The 19,960-nt window shown below is 60.0% G+C and carries 17 protein-coding genes; 14 read left to right on the plus strand and 3 right to left on the minus strand.

Features of this window, described 5'->3' with window-relative positions:
- Window positions 1-353: 353 nt before the first annotated feature.
- The 6 genes from arcD (at window position 354) to PSEUDOMOFG3G_RS20405 (ending at window position 6,094) form a co-directional block, all read left to right on the plus strand.
- The gene (arcD, locus tag PSEUDOMOFG3G_RS20380; RefSeq protein ID WP_139050984.1) at window positions 354-1,781 is read left to right on the plus strand and encodes an arginine-ornithine antiporter; all 1,428 of its coding nucleotides are present in this window, start codon (window positions 354-356) and stop codon (window positions 1,779-1,781) included.
- Between the two features lie 31 nt (window positions 1,782-1,812).
- On the plus strand, window positions 1,813-3,069 hold the full coding sequence (gene arcA / locus PSEUDOMOFG3G_RS20385) for an arginine deiminase (protein ID WP_107321619.1): 1,257 nt from the start codon (window positions 1,813-1,815) through the stop codon (window positions 3,067-3,069).
- A gap of 71 nt (window positions 3,070-3,140) precedes the next feature.
- Window positions 3,141-4,151, plus strand: a complete 1,011-nt coding sequence (locus PSEUDOMOFG3G_RS20390; protein ID WP_139050985.1) for an ornithine carbamoyltransferase — start codon at window positions 3,141-3,143, stop codon at window positions 4,149-4,151.
- A 181-nt stretch (window positions 4,152-4,332) separates the two neighbouring features.
- Entirely contained in the window at window positions 4,333-5,262 is a 930-nt protein-coding gene (gene arcC, locus PSEUDOMOFG3G_RS20395) for a carbamate kinase (RefSeq protein WP_047228379.1), read from the plus strand.
- 64 nt (window positions 5,263-5,326) lie between these two features.
- Complete coding sequence (locus PSEUDOMOFG3G_RS20400; protein ID WP_047228380.1) at window positions 5,327-5,686, plus strand: DUF5064 family protein; 360 nt, start codon at window positions 5,327-5,329, stop codon at window positions 5,684-5,686.
- A 231-nt stretch (window positions 5,687-5,917) separates the two neighbouring features.
- The gene (locus PSEUDOMOFG3G_RS20405) at window positions 5,918-6,094 is read left to right on the plus strand and encodes a hypothetical protein (protein ID WP_171061414.1); all 177 of its coding nucleotides are present in this window, start codon (window positions 5,918-5,920) and stop codon (window positions 6,092-6,094) included.
- A gap of 7 nt (window positions 6,095-6,101) precedes the next feature.
- Here the strand turns inward: PSEUDOMOFG3G_RS20405 and PSEUDOMOFG3G_RS20410 are convergent, their stop codons facing one another.
- On the minus strand, window positions 6,102-6,995 hold the full coding sequence (locus PSEUDOMOFG3G_RS20410) for a helix-turn-helix domain-containing protein (RefSeq protein ID WP_139050986.1): 894 nt from the start codon (window positions 6,993-6,995) through the stop codon (window positions 6,102-6,104).
- Window positions 6,996-7,158: 163 nt separating this feature from the next.
- Here PSEUDOMOFG3G_RS20410 and pobA point away from each other — a divergent pair, with 163 nt between their 5' ends.
- Window positions 7,159-8,349 (plus strand): 4-hydroxybenzoate 3-monooxygenase, encoded by a 1,191-nt coding sequence (gene pobA, locus PSEUDOMOFG3G_RS20415; protein WP_139050987.1) that lies wholly within the window; start codon window positions 7,159-7,161, stop codon window positions 8,347-8,349.
- Between the two features lie 51 nt (window positions 8,350-8,400).
- A complete protein-coding gene (locus PSEUDOMOFG3G_RS20420; RefSeq protein ID WP_171061415.1) occupies window positions 8,401-9,936 on the plus strand; it encodes an MDR family MFS transporter in 1,536 nt (511 codons plus the stop codon).
- A gap of 138 nt (window positions 9,937-10,074) precedes the next feature.
- Here PSEUDOMOFG3G_RS20420 and PSEUDOMOFG3G_RS20425 read toward each other — a convergent pair whose 3' ends face one another.
- Window positions 10,075-11,424, minus strand: coding sequence for an MFS transporter (locus tag PSEUDOMOFG3G_RS20425; protein WP_107321615.1), 1,350 nt, complete (start codon window positions 11,422-11,424; stop codon window positions 10,075-10,077).
- A 364-nt stretch (window positions 11,425-11,788) separates the two neighbouring features.
- On the opposite strand from PSEUDOMOFG3G_RS20425, the gene PSEUDOMOFG3G_RS20430 reads away from it, so the two are divergent.
- A complete protein-coding gene (locus PSEUDOMOFG3G_RS20430) occupies window positions 11,789-13,966 on the plus strand; it encodes a hypothetical protein (RefSeq protein ID WP_047228435.1) in 2,178 nt (725 codons plus the stop codon).
- Window positions 13,967-14,263: 297 nt separating this feature from the next.
- Here the strand turns inward: PSEUDOMOFG3G_RS20430 and PSEUDOMOFG3G_RS20435 are convergent, their stop codons facing one another.
- On the minus strand, window positions 14,264-14,569 hold the full coding sequence (locus tag PSEUDOMOFG3G_RS20435; protein WP_047228384.1) for a DUF2288 domain-containing protein: 306 nt from the start codon (window positions 14,567-14,569) through the stop codon (window positions 14,264-14,266).
- Window positions 14,570-14,908: 339 nt separating this feature from the next.
- Between PSEUDOMOFG3G_RS20435 and PSEUDOMOFG3G_RS20440 the strand changes: the two genes are divergently transcribed.
- From PSEUDOMOFG3G_RS20440 to PSEUDOMOFG3G_RS20460, 5 genes are all read left to right on the plus strand, one after another.
- On the plus strand, window positions 14,909-16,036 hold the full coding sequence (locus PSEUDOMOFG3G_RS20440) for a branched-chain amino acid ABC transporter substrate-binding protein (protein ID WP_092397014.1): 1,128 nt from the start codon (window positions 14,909-14,911) through the stop codon (window positions 16,034-16,036).
- Window positions 16,037-16,265: 229 nt separating this feature from the next.
- Window positions 16,266-17,189: a high-affinity branched-chain amino acid ABC transporter permease LivH gene (gene livH, locus PSEUDOMOFG3G_RS20445; protein ID WP_047228386.1), complete on the plus strand. Its 924-nt coding sequence runs from the start codon at window positions 16,266-16,268 to the stop codon at window positions 17,187-17,189.
- Window positions 17,186-18,442: a high-affinity branched-chain amino acid ABC transporter permease LivM gene (locus tag PSEUDOMOFG3G_RS20450; protein WP_139050990.1), complete on the plus strand. Its 1,257-nt coding sequence runs from the start codon at window positions 17,186-17,188 to the stop codon at window positions 18,440-18,442. The genes livH and PSEUDOMOFG3G_RS20450 overlap by 4 nt, the downstream gene beginning before the upstream one ends.
- Window positions 18,439-19,206 (plus strand): high-affinity branched-chain amino acid ABC transporter ATP-binding protein LivG, encoded by a 768-nt coding sequence (livG, locus tag PSEUDOMOFG3G_RS20455; RefSeq protein WP_047228388.1) that lies wholly within the window; start codon window positions 18,439-18,441, stop codon window positions 19,204-19,206. The genes PSEUDOMOFG3G_RS20450 and livG overlap by 4 nt, the downstream gene beginning before the upstream one ends.
- Window positions 19,207-19,908 (plus strand): ABC transporter ATP-binding protein, encoded by a 702-nt coding sequence (locus PSEUDOMOFG3G_RS20460; RefSeq protein WP_047228389.1) that lies wholly within the window; start codon window positions 19,207-19,209, stop codon window positions 19,906-19,908.
- Window positions 19,909-19,960: the final 52 nt, after the last annotated feature.

Consider the following 19,960-nt stretch of genomic DNA (forward strand, 5'->3'; position numbering starts at 1 on the left):
TTTTGAATAACGCCATCCACGAAAAGTCCAAATACTTATGGACCGACCATTGTCCAAGGGCATCAATTAAAAAGTCCATGTGGCAAGATTATTTTTGTCATGTCAGCAGCCTACAAAATAGTTGCGACTCATTGAAAATCAACTAGCGTGAATAATCCCGAGGGAAGGAAACTTTATATTCCCCTGCCGAACGCCCCATAGAGTGGGCCTTTCGCACAACTACAGACGCCTACGGACGCCGTTAACGCCTTCATTAACAATGGAATGTTGTCATGCACTGATCCAGATCAGCTATTCAACTTTCAAATCGACTTAGTCTGTTGATTCTCTTCTCCTGCGCTGGAGTCTCGCAAATGTCTGATACCCCCGCAAAACTTCGATTGGGTGCACTGGTCGCCCTGGTCGTCGGTTCGATGATCGGCGGCGGAATCTTTTCCTTGCCGCAAAATATGGCGGCCAGTGCCGATGTCGGCGCCGTGCTCATCGGCTGGGCCATTACCGCCGTCGGCATGCTGACCCTGGCTTTCGTATTCCAGACCCTGGCCAACCGTAAACCCGATCTGGACGGCGGTGTATATGCCTATGCCAAGGCCGGGTTCGGTGACTACATGGGCTTCTCGTCGGCCTGGGGTTACTGGATCAGCGCCTGGCTGGGCAACGTCGGTTACTTCGTGCTGTTGTTCAGCACCCTGGGCTACTTCTTCCCGGTGTTTGGCGAGGGTAATACCGTCGCGGCGGTGATCGGTGCATCAGTGCTGCTCTGGGCGGTGCATTGGCTGGTCCTGCGGGGCATCAGAGAAGCGGCGTTCATCAACTTGGTGACCACCATCGCCAAGGTGGTGCCGCTGTTGCTGTTCGTGCTGATCGCGGTGTTCGCCTTCAGGCTCGATATCTTCACCGCCGATATCTGGGGCTTGAAGAACCCGGACCTGGGCAGCGTGATGAATCAGGTGCGCAACATGATGCTGGTCACCGTGTGGGTGTTCATCGGCATTGAAGGGGCAAGCATATTTTCCGCCCGTGCCGAGAAACGCACAGACGTAGGCAAGGCGACCGTGATCGGTTTCATCACCGTGCTGCTGTTCCTGGTACTGGTGAACGTGCTGTCCCTGGGCATCATGACCCAGCCTGAACTTGCAAAGTTGCAGAACCCGTCCATGGCCGCCGTGCTGGAGCACGTCGTCGGCCATTGGGGCGCGGTGCTGATCAGCGTCGGCCTGATCATCTCGCTGCTCGGTGCCCTGCTGTCCTGGGTGCTGCTGTGCGCCGAGATCATGTTCGCCGCGGCCAAGGACCACACCATGCCCGAGTTCCTGCGCCGGGAGAACGCCAACCACGTACCGGCCAACGCCCTGTGGCTGACCAATGCGATGGTCCAGCTGTTCCTGATCATCACTTTGTTCTCGGCCAGCACTTACCTGTCACTGATCTACCTCGCCACCTCGATGATCCTGGTGCCCTACCTGTGGTCGGCGGCTTACGCCGTGCTGTTGGCGGTACGCGGCGAGACCTACGAAAACGCCCTGGCCGACCGCCGCAAGGATCTGACCGTGGCGGCTATCGCCCTGATCTACGCGGTGTGGCTGCTGTATGCCGGCGGGATCAAATACCTGCTGCTCTCCGCCCTGCTCTACGCCCCCGGCGCGATCCTGTTCGCCAAGGCCAAGCGCGAGCTGGGCAAACCGATTTTCACCTCTGTCGAGAAGCTGATTTTCGCCGCAGTGATCGCAGGCGCCCTGATGGCCGCCTATGGGCTCTACGACGGCTTCCTGACCTTGTAGCTGGCTGATTGTCTTAACTGGAGGATTTGTAATGACCACGGAAAAAGTGAAATACGGCGTTCATTCCGAAGCCGGTAAATTACGTAAAGTCATGGTGTGTTCCCCAGGCCTGGCCCATCAGCGGCTGACCCCGAACAACTGCGACGAGCTGCTTTTCGACGACGTGATCTGGGTCAACCAGGCCAAGCGCGATCATTTCGATTTCGTCACCAAGATGCGCGAGCGTGACATCGACGTGCTGGAAATGCACAACCTGCTGACCGACATCGTCGCCATCCCCGAAGCCCTGGACTGGATCCTGCAGCGCAAGATCACCGCCAACTCGGTGGGCCTGGGCCTGGTGAATGAAGTCGGTTCCTGGCTGCGCAGCCTGGAGCCACGCCATATCGCCGAATTCCTGATCGGCGGCGTCTCGGCCGATGACCTGCCGGACAGCTTCGGCGGCAAAACCATCCAGATGTTCCGCGACTTTCTCGGGCACTCAAGTTTCATCCTGCCGCCGCTGCCCAACACCCAGTTCACCCGCGACACCACTTGCTGGATCTACGGCGGCGTGACCCTGAACCCGATGTACTGGCCGGCACGCCGCCAGGAAACCCTGCTGGCGAGCGCCATCTACAAGTTCCACCCGGAGTTCACCCAGGCTGACTTCCAGATCTGGTACGGCGACCCGGACCAGGATCACGGCAACGCGACCCTCGAAGGCGGCGACGTGATGCCCATTGGCAACGGCGTCGTGCTGATTGGCATGGGCGAACGCTCGTCGCGCCAGGCCATCGGTCAACTGGCGCTGAACCTGTTCAAGCACAAGGCCGTGGAACGGGTGATCGTCGCCGGCTTGCCGAAATCCCGCGCCGCCATGCACCTGGACACCGTGTTCAGCTTCTGCGATCGCGACCTGGTGACGGTTTTCCCGGAAGTGGTGAGCCAGATCGTCGCCTTCTCCCTGCGCCCAGACGAGAGCAAGCCCGGCGGCATCGATATACGTCGCGAAGAAGGCAGCTTCCTCGACACCGTCGCCACGGCCCTCAAGCTGCCGGCGCTGCGGGTGGTGGAAACCGGCGGCAACAGCTTTGCCGCCGAACGCGAACAATGGGACGACGGCAATAACGTGGTGGCCCTGGAACCGGGCGTGGTGATCGGCTACGACCGCAACACCTACACCAACACCCTGCTGCGCAAGGCCGGGGTGGAAGTCATTACCATCAGCGCCAGCGAACTGGGCCGCGGCCGGGGCGGTGGTCACTGCATGACCTGCCCGATCATTCGCGACCCGATCGACTACTGACCTTTGAGCCTGGGCCGGTATTCACCCAATACCGGCCCAGGGGATAACCGAAACCCAAGGAGATCCAAATCATGGCTTTCAACATGCGCAACCGCAGCCTGCTGAGCTTGATGCACCACACCAACCGCGAACTGCACTATCTGCTGGACCTGTCCCGCGACCTCAAGCGTGCCAAGTACACCGGCACCGAGCAGCCACACCTCAAGGGCAAGAACATCGCGCTGATCTTCGAGAAAACCTCGACCCGCACCCGCTGCGCCTTCGAAGTCGCGGCCCATGACCAGGGCGCCCACGTCACCTACATCGACCCGGTGTCGTCGCAGATCGGCCACAAGGAAAGCATGAAAGACACCGCCCGGGTGCTGGGACGGATGTTCGACGCCATCGAGTATCGCGGCTTCGAGCAGGAGATCGTCGAGGAGCTGGCCAAATTCGCCGGCGTGCCGGTGTTCAACGGCCTGACCGCTGAATTCCACCCCACTCAAATGATCGCCGACACCCTGACCATGCGCGAGCACAGCGACAAGCCGCTGCACGACATCAGCTACGCCTACTTGGGCGATGCCCGCTATAACATGGGCAATTCGCTGCTGATGATCGGCGCCAAACTGGGCATGGACGTACGCATCGGTGCGCCAAAGGCCCTGTGGCCGCACCAGGATTTCATCGACCAGTGCCAGACCTTCGCCGCCGAAAGCGGCGCACGCATCACCATCACCGAGGACCCGAAGGAAGCCGTCAAGGGTGTGGACTTCATCCACACTGACATCTGGGTCTCCATGGGCGAGCCGGTGGAAGCCTGGGACGAGCGCATCGAGCAACTGCTGCCCTACCAGGTCAACGCGCAAATGATGAAGGCCTCGGGCAACCCGCGGGTGAAATTCATGCACTGCCTGCCGGCGTTCCATAACAGCGAAACCAAGGTCGGCAAGGACATCGCCGCGCGCTATCCGAACCTGGCCAATGGCGTGGAAGTGACCGAGGAGGTGTTCGAATCCCCGGCCAACATCGCCTTCGAGCAAGCGGAAAACCGCATGCATACCATCAAGGCGATCCTGGTGTCGGCGCTGGCGGATATCTAGAACCTCAGGCAACTCGCGCGTTCTGGAGCAGAACTGTGGTAGCAAGGCTTGCCCGCGATGCAGGCACCTGGGTGTAGCTGATGGACCAGGCGATGCCATCGCGGGCAAGCCATGCTCCCACAGGCCAGCTCCCACAAGGGGGCCGAGTCGTCCATTATTTTTTCTGTCAGAGGACAGCATTATGCGCATCGTCGTAGCCCTGGGCGGCAACGCCCTTCTGCGTCGGGGTGAACCCATGACCGCCGACAACCAACGCAGCAACATCCGCACGGCGACCGAACAGATCGCCAAAATCCACCCCGGCAACGAGCTGGTCATCGCCCACGGCAATGGCCCCCAGGTCGGCCTGTTGTCGCTGCAGGCCGCGGCCTACACCTCGGTCTCGCCGTATCCGCTGGACGTGCTCGGCGCCGAGACCGAGGGCATGATCGGTTACATCATCGAACAGGAACTGGGCAACCTGCTGGACTTCGAAGTGCCGTTCGCCACGTTGTTGACCCAGGTCGAAGTGGACGCCAACGACCCAGGCTTCCAGAACCCCACCAAGCCCATTGGCCCGGTCTACACAAAGGCTGAGGCGGAAAAACTCGCGGCTGAAAAAGGCTGGTCCATCGCCCCGGATGGTGACAAGTTCCGCCGCGTGGTCGCCAGCCCTCGCCCCAAGCGCATCTTCGAAATCCGCCCGATCAAGTGGCTGCTGGAAAAAGGCAGCATCGTGATCTGCGCTGGCGGGGGTGGTATCCCGACGATGTACGACGCCGACGGCAAGCTACGGGGCGTGGAAGCGGTGATCGACAAAGACTTGTGCTCGGCGCTGCTGGCTGAACAACTGGAAAGCGATCTGTTGGTGATTGCCACCGATGTCAACGCCGCGTTCGTCGATTTCGGCAAGCCGACCCAGAAAGCCATTGCCCAGGCCCACCCCGATGAAATGGACAAGCTGGGGTTCGCCGCCGGTTCCATGGGGCCGAAAGTCCAGGCCGCCTGCGAATTTGCCCGCAACACTGGCAAGGTCGCGGTGATCGGCTCACTCTCGGACATCGAAGCGATCGTCCAAGGCACCGCCGGCACCCGCATCAGCACGGCCCAACTTGGCATCGCTTATCGATAACAGGAAACTTGCGGGGCAGATTCACGGTCTGCCCTACACCCACGCCTTCGAAGGAGAGTCGTTTATGGCCATGTTCGAACCCGGTCACCTGCACATGGAACGCCATGCACTGAACAAGGATGATTTCAGCTATAACCTGTGCATCGACTATAAGGTCGACCAGAACAAAAAAGAGGGCACGGGCATGTCGTTCCGGGTGCATGGCACCGTTGAAGACAAGCCTGTGGACGAAGAATTTTTCCTGGCCAAGGACCAAGCCTTCGACTTCGCCCGCCATGCCACGCGCATCGCCCAGAAATACGGCCTGCCCAAGACCGCCAGCATCGGCTCGATGCACAAGTACTACGACGAGATGTTCGAAGACGTGCGCAAGCAACTGGACGTCAAGCCGGGCGACCCGATGAAGCCTGAACACCTGGAGTAACCTGGTTCAAAGCCCCCAATTCCCTGTGGGAGCGAGCCTGCTCGCGATAGCGGTGCAACAGTCAACATCAATGGGGGCTGACCCACCGCATTCGCGAGCAAGCCCGCTCCCACAAAGGGTTATCAGCGTCCTGAATATCGGTTACATCAAACCACTGACTGGCTGGCAACCCGCTACGGCTGACCTATGCTGAAAGTAGTACCCACGGGTATTCGTTCAGAGGTCATCGCCATGAACATCAAAACAAAAAGACGCCTCACCATTTTTGTCACCTGCACCGCCACGCTTGCGCTGTATGGCACGGCGGCCTATCGGGTCGAACAGACCAGGCAACTGCCGCGTGAATACGCCAGTTGCAACTTCGAACGCTGCATTCCTCACACCGCGACCCTGAACGCCTTGCGCTGAGGCGTGTTCAGTCGTCCGGTTGATCGGTCTTGAGCCGGTCCCGGAATGCCTTGGGAGAGATGCCAACCCGCCGGCGAAACAACCGGGTGAAATTGGTCGGGTCGGAAAAGCCGAGCATTTCAGAGATCTCGTAGATCGTCATGCCGGTGTACGTCAGCAGCCGTTTGGCCTCCAGCAGCTGGCGCTCATGCATGATCTGCAGGGCCGGCTGCCCCGCCAGTTCCCGACAGGTGCCGTTGAGGTGCGACACGGAGATGCCCAGACGATGGGCCAGGTCTTCGACCTTGACATGCTGGCGATAGGTTTCTTCCACCAACTGAATGAACCCGTTGAGGTACTCCCGCGCGCGTTGTGGGCGCTGGGCCTGCGTGCGCCGCTGCATCACCTGACGACTGACCCAGACCATGATCACGCTGACCAAGGCATGCATCAGCATTTCCCGGGCCGGCTGATGCCCACCGTATTCAGCCTGCAGGGCGCTGAACAGGCTATTGAGGTACTCGGCATCTTCCAGGGCCGGGTAGCTTTCGGCCTGGGCCAGCACGTTGACCGAATGACCCAGCTGCGATTGCAGGTGCGTCACCAGCGGTGCGGCCAGGGTCACCACGTAACCCTGCACATCCTCGGAAAAACGGAAGCCATGCACCGACAACGGCGGCAGGATCTGCACCGCCGGCTCGTCAAGCCGGGTGCGCTGGCCTTCGATTTCCAGCTCCGCCTGGCCCTTGAAGACAAACAACAACTGACAGAGATCGGCGTGCCGATGGGGTTTGATCTCCCATTGGTGCTCTCGGCTGCGCTTGGAAATGGTTTCACAGTGCAGCAGGTCCGGAGTCGGCCAATCCTGGCTCTCGCCGTAGAGCTTGAATACCGGGATTGAAGGCAGGTCTGTTTTTTTCATCACGAGGATCGGCCTGGGTTGCGGGCGATAATCGCACCGATTGGTAGAAAGTACAGGTATCGGCTCAGTTTTCCCCTTCAATTGACAGGTCCGCAAGCGAAAAATGCAAGCACCCCAATCAACACCGACCCTGGTCAGGTGCTTCGTGCGAGTCATAACAACAATGAAAACCCTCAAGACCCAAGTTGCCATTATCGGTGCCGGCCCTTCTGGGCTGCTGCTCGGCCAGTTGTTGCACAACGCTGGAATTGACACGGTGATCCTCGAACGCCAGACCCCGGACTATGTGCTGAGCCGCATCCGCGCCGGTGTGCTGGAGCAAGGCATGGCCCAACTGCTGCGCCAGGCCGGCGTCGGCCAGCGCATGGACGCCGAGGGACTGCCCCATGACGGCTTTGAGCTGGCGCTCAACGGTCGTCGGGTGCACATCGATCTGAAGGGGCTGACTGGCGGTAAAAACGTCATGATCTACGGCCAGACCGAAGTCACCCGCGACCTGATGGCCGCCCGAGAAGCCGCCGGCGCCCGCACGCTTTATCAGGTCGGCGATGCCCAGCCCCACGACATGCAGACCGACAACCCCTTCGTGACCTTCGAGCACCAAGGGCAAACCTGGCGCCTGGACTGCGACTACATTGCCGGTTGTGACGGTTTCCATGGTGTGGCGCGCCAGTCGATCCCCGCGGAAAAACTCAAGGTCTTCGAGCGGGTCTACCCGTTTGGCTGGCTCGGCATCCTGGCCGACACCCCACCGGTTCACGAGGAGTTGGTCTACGCCCGTCACGAACGCGGTTTTGCCCTGTGCAGCATGCGTTCCAAGACTCGCACCCGTTATTACCTGCAAGTGCCCGCCGAGGAGCAAGTGGCCGATTGGCCGGACGAGCGCTTCTGGTCTGAACTGAAAAACCGCCTGCCAGCCGACCTGGCCCAAGCCCTGGTGACAGGTCCCTCCATCGAGAAAAGCATCGCGCCGCTGCGCAGCTTCGTGGTCGAGCCAATGCAGTATGGACGGATGTTCCTGGTGGGGGACGCGGCCCACATCGTTCCGCCCACCGGCGCCAAGGGGCTGAACCTGGCGGCCAGCGACGTCAGCACGCTGTTCAACATTCTGCTCAAGGTCTATCGCGACGGCCGTACGGACTTGCTGGAAAAATATTCCGCCATTTGCCTGCGACGGGTGTGGAAAGCCGAGCGTTTCTCCTGGTGGATGACGTCCATGCTGCACCGCTTCGACGACGACGCCTTCAACCAGCGCATCAGCGAAGCGGAGCTGGAATATTTCGTCGACTCCGAGGCGGGTCGAAAAACCATCGCGGAAAACTACGTCGGACTTCCTTACGAGGCTATCGAATAGCCGGCTATCGACTTAAACTGCGGGCTCAGTCCTATTCGCCCCCCAGGCGTGATGCCCGCAGGTTCTGCCTTGACTCAACTCCATACCTCCCAAGCCCCACAGCCTGCCATCCGTAGTGTGCTGGTGGCCCTGATGCTGGCGATTTTTCTCGGCGCATTGGACCAGACCATCGTCGCCGTCTCGATGCCGGCCATTTCCGCCCAATTGGGTGATGTCGGCCTGCTGGCCTGGGTGATTTCCGGCTACATGGTCGCCATGACCGTGGCGGTGCCGATCTACGGCAAGCTCGGTGACCTCTACGGTCGGCGGCCGTTGATGCTGTTCGGCATGGGGCTGTTCACCCTGGCCTCACTGTTCTGTGGGCTGGCGCAAAACATGGAGCAACTGGTGCTGGCGCGCATTTTCCAGGGCATCGGCGCCGGCGGGATGATCTCGGTGAGCCAGGCGATCATCGGCGACATCGTGCCGCCCCGCGAACGTGGCCGTTATCAGGGCTATTTCAGCAGCATGTATGCGCTGGCCAGTGTGGCGGGGCCGGTATTGGGCGGCTACATGACCGAGTACCTGTCGTGGCGCTGGGTGTTCCTGATCAACCTGCCCTTGGGCCTGGGGGCCTGGCTGATTGCCCGGCGCACCCTCGTCGGGTTGCCGGTGCCGCACCGTAAGCCGATCATCGATTACCTGGGCACCGTGCTGTTGATCATCGGCCTGACCGCGCTGCTGCTGGGCATCACCGAGGTTGGCCAGGGCCACGCCTGGCACAGCAGAGAGGTACTGGGGCTGCTGGGTTGCGCCGTGGTGGCATTGTCAGTGTTCATCTGGCAGGAGCGCCGGGCTCGGGAACCGTTGTTACCGATGCACCTGTTCGTCAACCGCAACGCCGTGTTGTGCTGGTGCACGGTGTTTTTCACCAGTTTCCAGGCGATTTCCCTGACCGTGCTGGTGCCGTTGCGCTATCAGAGCGTGACCGGGGCTGGCGCCGACAGCGCAGCGTTGCACTTGTTGCCGCTGGCGATGGGGTTGCCCATAGGTGCTTATTTCGCCGGACGCCGTACCTCGATCACTGGCCACTACCAACCGATGATCCTCAGCGGCGCCCTGCTCTTCCCGTTTGCGATCCTCGGCATGGCCTTCACCCCGCCCGACGCGTTCTGGCTCAGCAGCCTGTTCATGCTGCTCAGCGGTATCGCTTCCGGCATGCAGTTCCCGACTTCGCTGGTGGGGTCGCAAAATTCGGTGCAACAACAGGACATCGGGGTCGCCACCAGCACCACCAACCTGTTCCGCTCCCTCGGCGGCGCCGTGGGTGTAGCGCTGATGTCGGCGTTGCTGCTGGCCTTGCTGCAGGACTCAAGCGTTGCCCAATTCGCCGGTTCGTCGCCGTTGGGTGAAGGGCATTCCGGCAATGTTTTGCTGGATGGATTGAACGCTGCCCCCGGCGAAGCACAACACGCCTTGCGTCAGCAATTGCAGACGACGTTCCGGCATTTGTTGCTGATCAGCGCCGCGGTGTCGTTGTTGGGGCTGGCGGCGGCAGTGGCGATGCCCAATCGCGTGTTGCGTGGGCGGGATGACAAGGCTCAATAACCTGTAACACACGATCTCTGTGGCGAGGGAGCTTGCTCCCGCTCGGTTGCGCAGCGACCGCAACATTTTTGGGGCCGCTTCGCAGCCCAGCGGGAGCAAGCTCCCTCGCCACAAAAGCATCATTGCCACAAAATCTCTTCAAGCCGGCGCCACCACTCCCTCCAGCGGCGCCACCCCACTCATCCCATCCTTCATCCGCTTGGCATCGCGCACGAAACAGCGCGACGCCAGGAACAGGAACACCATGGTCAGGAACAGCGCCACCGGAATCAGGAACATCGCGTCATGCAAACCAATGGCCTTGAACGCCTCGGTCATCTGCGAGGCGCCGGTCGCGGCCATGGCCGCATGGGCAAAGTAGTCAGACAAGCCACCCACCACCACCGGCCCCATGCCTCCGCCCAACAGATACAACCCGGCAAAGAACAACGCCATCGCCGTGGCCCGCAGACGCGGTTCGACTACGTCCTGGATCGCCGTGTATACGCACGTATAAAAGGTATAGGCAAACAGCCAGCCGACACTGAACACCGCAACGAACACACCAATTTCAATCCGTCCGGCATACAACGCCCAAGCGGTGGTGGCCGTGGAGATCACCAGGCTGAACGCGGCGAACAGCAGGCGTCCGTTGGGCACCCGTTGATGAATCTTGTCGGCAATCCAGCCGCCCAGGGTCAACCCGAACAGCCCGGTCACGCCCACCATGATCCCGGTGGCAACCGCCGCGTCGTGCAGCGGCATCAGGAAATAGCGCTGTAACATGGGTACCAGGAACGAGTTGCAGGCATAGGTGGCGAAGTTGAAACACAGCCCCGCCAACACCAGCCACAGAAAAGTAGGAATCGCCAGCACCCGACGGATCGGCTTGTCGATTTTTTCCTGGGAGATCTGCACCGCTTCCGCCGCGCCGCGCTTGGGCTCCTTGATGAAAAACATGAACACCGCCAGCACCAGCCCCGGCACCGCCGCGATAAAGAACGGCGCGCGCCAGCTGTCGAAGGCCTTGACCATCGCCCCGATGGTGAAGAACGCCAGCAGCAGACCGATCGGCAGGCCCAGCATGAAAATGCCCATGGCCCGCGCCCGACGGTGGGCCGGAAACAGATCACCGATCAGCGAGTTGGCCGCTGGCGCGTAACTGGCTTCACCGATCCCCACGCCCATGCGTACCACCAGAAACGCCCAGAAACTGCCCACCAAGCCATTGACCGCCGTCAGCCCGCTCCAGGTCGCCAGGCCCCAGCCCATCAACTTGCTGCGCGAACCGGTATCGGCCATGCGCCCCAGCGGCAGCCCGGCGATGGCGTAAACGATGGTGAAGGCGGTGCCGATGATGCCGATCTGGAAGTCGCTGAGGCTCCACTCCATACGGATCGGCTCGATGATGATCGCCGGGATGGTGCGGTCAAAGAAGTTGAACAGGTTGGCCAGGAACAGCAGGAACAGAATGCGCCAGGCATTCGCCGCTTGGGTCGAGTTCTGCATGGGTCCGTCTCTTTATTGTTATGGGGCACGGCGAGGCATCCGAACCCGGAGTCTGCAATCTAGACAGCGGCGCGCAGACTGTCTCCAATCATTCGCATGACTGATACCCGGCCATGGCGGGCGGCGTGTTTAGTGACTATGGTCAATTCCCTGAAGCAATTGACATCATTTTGCCTTATTTCGACTAAAGATCGCCTTCCGATGGCCGATTCAACCTATCAGGAAAGATTTTCCCGAGCGCTGCTCAGGCTGCCCCCCCTGAACGCTTGGGCCGACCTTCGCGCCGTCAAGGACGCGAGCTCCCATCCGCGATGGTTTGATGACAGTGGTCATCGAACCGACCAGTTCAGGCATATGGCGCACAATGACCTCTAAAAAAACAGCCACTGCAGTATCCGATCTTACGTTGAGCCCGGCCGCCAACGGTCCTGAAACCCCGAAGCCGCCGAGGCGCTCACGTTCCCTGTCGACTCAGCAGTATCTGTATTTCACCGAAACCAACACCGACCGCATCCTCGACAACCTCGACGGCCTGCGTGACAGCGTGTTCCCGCGCCCGCCGCACCTGGTGGACGACGAAAGCGAACGCGATCAGCAGGAGTTCCCGTCCGTATGCCTGATCGGCCTGGGTCGCTGTGGCTCCAACATCGCCCTGGACGTAGCCGAGCTGGTGTACAACGCCCGCAAGTTCTACCTCAACGAATTCAATGCCGAAGACAAGGGCTACAGCGACAAGGGTTACAGCCCGGCGCAGTGGATCCGCAACAATTTGCGCCTGGGCACCAGCAAGGTGAGCAAGCCGGTGTTTTTGGTTGAGCCGCTGGTGATGCTCGGCGACCTGGACAAGGACATCGCCGGACGCATCCGTTTTTCGCGCAAAGGCGAAAAAAGCGGCTTTTTGCGCGACTACAGCAAAATGAAAATCATGGACCTGTCGGAAGTCCATGCCGGGGGCGCCGGTAACGCGCCGATCCTGGGCCAGTACCTGGCCAAGATCATCCTGAACAAGGACACCCAGCGTTTCTCCAGCCCCGACTGGAAGATGATCCACTCGTACCTGATCGACAGCTGCGGCATCAAGGCCAACCAGTCGCGCCTGTACTTCTCGATCTTCAGTGCCGGTGGCGGTACCGGTTCGGGCATGGCCTCGGAGTTCGGCCTGGCTCAGCAGTACTCGTACATGAACAAGACGTTCGACACCAAGCCGATGGACGAACACGACAGCAAGAGCGGTCATTCCTTCGTCTTCGAGCCGATCTTCACCAGCGGCATTTGCGTACTGCCTAACATTTCCGATCACCGCAGCGAAATGTCCGAGGCGCTGCACATCAACGCCGGACGCCTGCTGTGCAAGTACCTGTCGGAAGAATGGGATTTCTCGTACAACTTCGCCAACGAAGACAGCAGCGAAGCCAGCGTGATGGGCCGCATCCGGCCCTGGAACGCGATGATGCTGATCTCCAACGACATCATGCGCTACGCCGAAGAGAGCGATGACGGCAACATCCAGAACATCGATGTCAATGCCATGGAGAAGCACGCCAACCAGTACATCTCCCAGCAGATCTTCAACATCCTGACCGCCCAGGCAGTGACCACCGACTACGACCAGAACTACTTCCGTCGCGCCGGCATCGACATTGGCGAAACCATTCGCCTGGACGCCAACGACCTGTTCATGAGCCTGGCCGGCCCGGTGGCGATTGCCTACGCCGAGTCCGTCGTTCCGGAAACCCCAGCGCCCAGCGGCGACAAGTTCAAGGTGTTCGAGAAGGAGCCGCCGCGCCTGAACATCGACGACCTGTTCTTCCGCTCCATCGACCTGCCGCACTTCAACAAAGTCACCCAGGCCATCGAAGGCATCAGCCTGTTGCCGATCGAATCCAAGCGCTACCGCGCCTCGCTGGAGCAGTACAAGAATTCCGGCTACGACGCCGCGGCCCTGCATGACCTGCACTTCTTCAAGAACTGCTCGTCGGTGGTGTCGATCGTCTCGTTGCCCAAGGACTACAAGCTGTCCTACATGGACCTGAACCGGCTCAAGACCCACCTCAACAGCCTGTTCCCCAACACCACCCTCAAGCGTTACGCGCTGGTGATCGGTGCCTCGGCCAACCTGTCGCTGACCACCCTGATCGCCAAGAGCCCCTGCCTGTCGGATGACTTCCTGACCCTGATCGTGGCGTTCATCAAGCGCTGTTTTGCCCGCACCCCGTATCGCTTCGATGACACCCTGGACAACTCGATCCTGGACTTCATCATCAACGAAGACTTCGACGAAGAGCGCATCGACGATCTGCTCAACGAGTTCGAAAACCCGGCGAAGATCCTCGACACCAACTGGTACGCGATCAAGCCGATGTACGAGAAGAAATACCGCGAGCTGATCAGCGACAAAGACAAGTTTGTCTCGATCAATGACATCCGCCTGTCCCGCGACTGCGTGAAAAAGGCGATCAAGTATTTGCGTGAGATCTACCGTCACCGCATCGGCAAGACCAAGGTTATTTCCCTGAATAACCATACGGGCAAGACTTATTGAGGCTGGCGCAGGACCGCGTCGCGCCAATCGCGAGCAGGCTCGCTCCCACAGTGAACCGCGTTTCTCAGAAAGAACGCGATTAATGTGGGAGCGAGCCTGCTCGCGATTGGCGGCCTTGACCACAACACAAAATCAACATTCAGAAACAATTAAGCAGCCCACCGGCTGCCCAATAAACTGTTCCCGTTACGTATACGTCACCCTCCGCTGTGGCGTTTCACCACGGCAGGATGCCATCACGCTACTCACCTACACACTTTTACTCTGCAGAAAATACGAACCAACTTGGTGCAGGCATCAAACCGATGCCCTTTCCTGGACCATAATCCACGGTGAAACCACTACCGCCCATAGCTGCGGATCGCGTTCGAAAAAGTCCAGCGCCCGCGTTTCAGACAGCTTGGCCAACTGGTCGGCAGCCAGCCAGGCGGCGACTTTGGTACCTTCGTCCTGGGCAACGGCCTCGGCCGCGGCGATCAGATCCAGGGCCGGGTCGACCCACAATAGGGCACCCTTGGCAAAGAACGGCTCCAGCTCCTTCCAGGTGATGGATGCGGTTTCACCAAGCAGTTTGGCATAGAGGGTGCTAGGTTCTTGATTCATGGGAGCTGTCCGGAAAAGAAATCGGCGCGAATGATAACGTCGGTGGTCTGGCAGAAAAACCCGGTAGCAATTGGAGTACCGATTGGAAAGCGCAGGAAAGCCAGGGATTGCCGATTTGTCCGGACGAACCCCGCCGCCATTCTGTCTTTTTCTTTCAATTAAGCGACACCCTCAGGTTTTGCCCCCAAGCGCCAGCTTCCCTTGCCAACAATCGGCGCTCTACACTGTACCGGTACAGTTGCCGGGGGCATTTTCCGCGAGGATATCCAAGATATCTGACCCGGTTCTGCTGCTTCGGCGCCAGGACTATAAAAACTACAACAGCATGAGTGGAGCACTATGACTAAGGCTACTAAGCAGATTTCCAAACTGTTTGCCGCTATGGTTCTGGCCGGGGTTGCCAGCCATTCGTTCGCCGCCGACACCATCAAGATCGGCATCGCCGGCCCAAAAACCGGCCCCGTAGCCCAGTACGGCGACATGCAATTCAGTGGCTCCAAAATGGCCATCGAGCAGATCAACGCCAAGGGCGGCGTCAACGGCAAACAACTGGTCGCCGTTGAATACGATGACGCCTGTGATCCAAAACAAGCAGTCGCGGTGGCGAACAAAGTCGTCAACGACGGCGTCAAGTTCGTGGTCGGCCACCTGTGCTCCAGCTCCACCCAACCGGCTTCGGACATCTATGAAGACGAAGGCGTGATCATGATCACGCCAGCCGCTACCAGCCCGGACATCACCGCTCGCGGCTACAAGATGATCTTCCGCACCATCGGCCTGGACAGCGCCCAGGGCCCTGCCGCCGGTAACTACATTGCCGACCACGTCAAGCCGAAAGTCGTTGCGGTCCTGCACGACAAGCAGCAATACGGCGAAGGTATCGCCAGTGCCGTGAAAACGACCCTTGAGAAGAAAGGCGTTAAAGTCGCCGTGTTCGAAGGCGTGAACGCCGGCGACAAAGACTTCTCCTCGATGATCGCCAAGCTCAAGCAAGCCAACGTCGACTTCGTCTACTACGGCGGCTACCACCCGGAGCTGGGCCTGATCCTGCGTCAATCCCAGGAAAAAGGCCTGAACGCCAAGTTCATGGGTCCGGAAGGCGTGGGTAACGACTCGATCTCGCAGATCGCCAAGGAAGCTTCCGAAGGTTTGCTGGTGACCCTGCCGAAATCCTTCGACCAGGATCCGGCCAACATCGCCCTGGCTGACGCGTTCAAAGCCAAGAAGGAAGACCCGAGCGGTCCGTTCGTGTTCCCGTCCTACTCGGCCGTTCAAGTGATTGCCCAGGCCATCACCGAAGCCAAGAGCGAAGACCCGGAAAAAGTGGCTGAAGCCATCCACGCCGGTACTTTCAAGACCCCGACCGGTGACCTGAGCTTCGACGACAAGGGCGACCTGAAGGACTTCAAGTTTGTGGTTTACCAGTGGCATTTCGGCAAACCTAAAACCGAAGCTTCGCCTCAGTAAGGCCTGGCCTGACTGACTGCCAATAAAGCCCACGGCGTGCCGTGGGCTTTGTTTTAAATGTATTGGGCCGCGCTGGCGTGATCCGCCAGTCTCCCCACCTGAAAATCTCAAAACCGTCATCAGCGGTTCGCTGGCAAACCTCGTGCTCGAAGTGGATGCAGATCCACGGGGCCGGGCGGGAAAATGACTCCACCAGTGAAATGCGTATCAGGTTTTTAGGAGCGCTGTAATGCCTGACATCTATCACTTCTTCCAACAGCTGGTTAACGGCCTGACCGTTGGCAGCACGTATGCCCTGATCGCCATCGGCTATACGATGGTTTACGGCATCATTGGAATGATCAACTTCGCCCACGGCGAGGTGTACATGATCGGCTCCTACGTGGCGTTCATCGCCATCGCCGGGCTGGCCATGATGGGACTCGACAGTGTCCCGCTGTTAATGACCGCGGCGTTCATCGCGAGCATCGTGGTGACCAGTTCCTATGGCTACAGCATCGAACGGATCGCCTACCGCCCCTTGCGCGGCAGCAACCGTCTGATCCCGCTGATTTCGGCCATCGGCATGTCGATCTTCCTGCAGAACACCGTTCTGCTGTCGCAAGACTCCAAGGACAAATCCATTCCCAACCTGATTCCGGGTAACTTTACCTTCGGGCCAGGGGGGGCACAGGAAGTGCTGATTTCCTACATGCAAATCGTGGTGTTCGTGGTGACCCTGGTCGCCATGCTCGGCCTGACGCTGTTCATCTCCCGTTCCCGCCTGGGCCGCGCCTGCCGCGCCTGCGCCGAGGACATCAAGATGGCCAACCTGCTGGGCATCAACACCAACAACATCATTGCCCTGACCTTCGTCATCGGCGCGGCCCTGGCGGCCATCGCCGCCGTGCTGCTGAGCATGCAATACGGCGTGATCAACCCCAACGCCGGTTTCCTCGTGGGCCTGAAGGCCTTCACCGCTGCGGTACTGGGCGGCATCGGCAGCATCCCCGGAGCCATGCTCGGCGGGCTGGTGCTGGGCGTGGCGGAAGCCTTTGGTGCCGACATCTTCGGCGATCAATACAAGGACGTCGTGGCGTTCGGCTTGTTGGTTCTGGTGCTGCTGTTCCGGCCGACCGGCATCCTGGGCCGTCCGGAGGTTGAGAAGGTATGACTAAACATCTTAAATCGGCGCTCTTCAGCGCGCTGTTGGTCTGGGCGGTCGCGTACCCGGTACTCGGCCTGAAACTGACCATCGTGGGCATCGACCTAGAAGTGCACGGCACCAGCCCCGCCATCCTGGCGACCATCGCCGTGTGTTCGGTGCTGATGTTCCTGCGGGTGTTGTTCAGCACGCAGATCAGCGCCGCCTGGAAGGCCTCGCCAGGCCTTCCGATAGTCCCGGCCAAGGCCAGCAACTTCCTGACCCTGCCGACTACCCAGCGCTGGATCATCCTGGGCCTGATCGTCATCGCGTTGGTCTGGCCGTTTTTCGGCTCTCGCGGTGCGGTGGACATCGCCACCCTGATCCTGATCTACGTGATGCTGGGCCTGGGCCTGAACATCGTGGTAGGGCTGGCCGGTCTGCTGGACCTGGGTTACGTCGGCTTCTATGCCGTCGGCGCCTACAGCTACGCGCTGCTGTCCCATTACTTCGGCTTGAGCTTCTGGATCTGCCTGCCAATTGCCGGGATGATGGCCGCCACCTTCGGTTTCCTGCTGGGTTTCCCGGTGCTGCGCTTGCGCGGTGACTACCTGGCAATCGTGACCCTGGGTTTCGGCGAGATCATCCGTCTGTTCCTGCGCAACCTGACCGACATCACCGGCGGCCCGAACGGCATCAGCAACATCGAGAAGCCAACGTTCTTCGGCCTGACCTTCGAACGCAAAGCCGCCGAAGGTCTGCAGACCTTCCACGAGTACTTCGGACTGCCCTACAACTCGATCAACAAGGTGATTTTCCTCTACCTGGTTGCGCTGTTGCTGGCCCTGGCTGCGCTGTTCGTCATCAACCGCCTGCTGCGCATGCCTATCGGCCGTGCGTGGGAAGCGCTGCGTGAAGACGAGATCGCCTGCCGTGCCCTGGGTCTGAACCCGACCGTGATCAAGCTTTCGGCTTTCACCCTCGGTGCCGCCTTCGCCGGTTTCGCCGGTAGCTTCTTTGCTGCCCGTCAGGGCCTGGTGACGCCGGAATCCTTCACCTTCATCGAGTCGGCGATCATCCTCGCCATCGTGGTGCTGGGTGGGATGGGCTCGCAGCTGGGTGTGATCCTGGCGGCAATCGTGATGATCCTGTTGCCTGAAATGATGCGTGAATTCAGCGAATACCGCATGTTGATGTTCGGCGCCTTGATGGTGCTGATGATGATCTGGCGTCCTCAAGGTCTGCTGCCTATGCAACGCCCGCACATGGAGCTGCGCAAATGAGCCGCGAGATCCTGAAAGTCGAAAACTTGAGCATGCGCTTCGGCGGCTTGCTGGCGGTCAATGGCGTGGCCCTGACCGTGAAAGAGAAACAGGTCGTTGCATTGATCGGGCCGAACGGCGCGGGCAAGACCACCGTGTTCAACTGCCTGACCGGCTTCTATCAGCCTACCGGCGGCACGATCCTGCTGGACGGCGAGCCGATCCAGGGCCTGCCTGGTCACCACATCGCCCGCAAGGGTGTGGTGCGCACCTTCCAGAACGTGCGGCTGTTCAAGGACATGACGGCGGTCGAGAACCTGTTGATCGCCCAGCATCGCCACCTGAACACCAACTTCTTTGCCGGTCTGTTCAAGACCCCGGCGTTCCGCAAGAGCGAACGCGAGGCCATGGAGTTCGCCGAGTACTGGCTGGAGAAGGTCAATCTCAAGGAGTTCGCCAACCGTACCGCCGGCACCCTGGCCTACGGTCAGCAACGGCGTCTGGAAATCGCCCGCTGCATGATGACCCGCCCGCGGATCCTCATGCTCGACGAACCGGCCGCTGGCCTGAACCCGAAGGAAACCGAAGACCTCAAAGCGCTGATCGGCGTGCTGCGCGAGGAGCACGATGTCACCGTGCTGCTGATCGAGCACGACATGAAGCTGGTCATGAGCATTTCCGACCATATCGTCGTGATCAACCAAGGCACGCCGCTGGCCGACGGTTCGCCGGAACAGATCCGCGACAATCCTGAAGTGATCAAAGCCTACCTGGGGGAAGCGTAAATGCTGCAGTTCGAAAACGTTTCCACCTTCTATGGCAAGATCCAGGCCCTGCACAGCGTCAACGTCGAAGTCCGCCAGGGCGAAATCGTGACGCTGATCGGTGCCAACGGTGCCGGCAAATCCACCCTGCTGATGACGCTCTGCGGTTCGCCCCAGGCCCACAGTGGCAGCATCCGCTACATGGGTGAGGAACTGGTGGGCCAGGACTCTTCGCAAATCATGCGCAAGAGCATCGCCGTGGTGCCGGAAGGCCGTCGGGTATTTGCCCGACTGACCGTGGAAGAAAACCTCGCCATGGGCGGTTTTTTCACCGAAAAGGGTGATTTTCAGGAGCAAATGGACAAGGTGCTGCACCTTTTCCCCCGCCTGAAAGAACGCTTTAGCCAGCGCGGCGGCACCATGTCCGGCGGCGAACAGCAAATGCTCGCCATCGGCCGTGCGCTGATGAGCAAGCCCAAGTTGTTGCTGCTCGACGAACCGTCCCTGGGCCTGGCGCCGATCATCATCCAGCAGATCTTCGACATCATCGAACAACTGCGCAAGGATGGCGTGACGGTATTCCTGGTGGAGCAGAACGCCAACCAGGCGCTGAAAATCGCTGACCGGGCGTACGTGCTGGAGAACGGCCGCGTGGTGATGCAAGGCACGGGTGAGGCGCTGTTGACCGACCCGAAAGTACGCGAGGCGTATCTGGGCGGTTGAGTCTGTTGCTGCATGAGAAAACGGCCTTCGGGCCGTTTTTTTTTGCCCAGTT

This window comes from Pseudomonas sp. FG-3G (genome assembly GCF_901007645.1).
Lineage (GTDB): Bacteria > Pseudomonadota > Gammaproteobacteria > Pseudomonadales > Pseudomonadaceae > Aquipseudomonas > Aquipseudomonas rhizophila.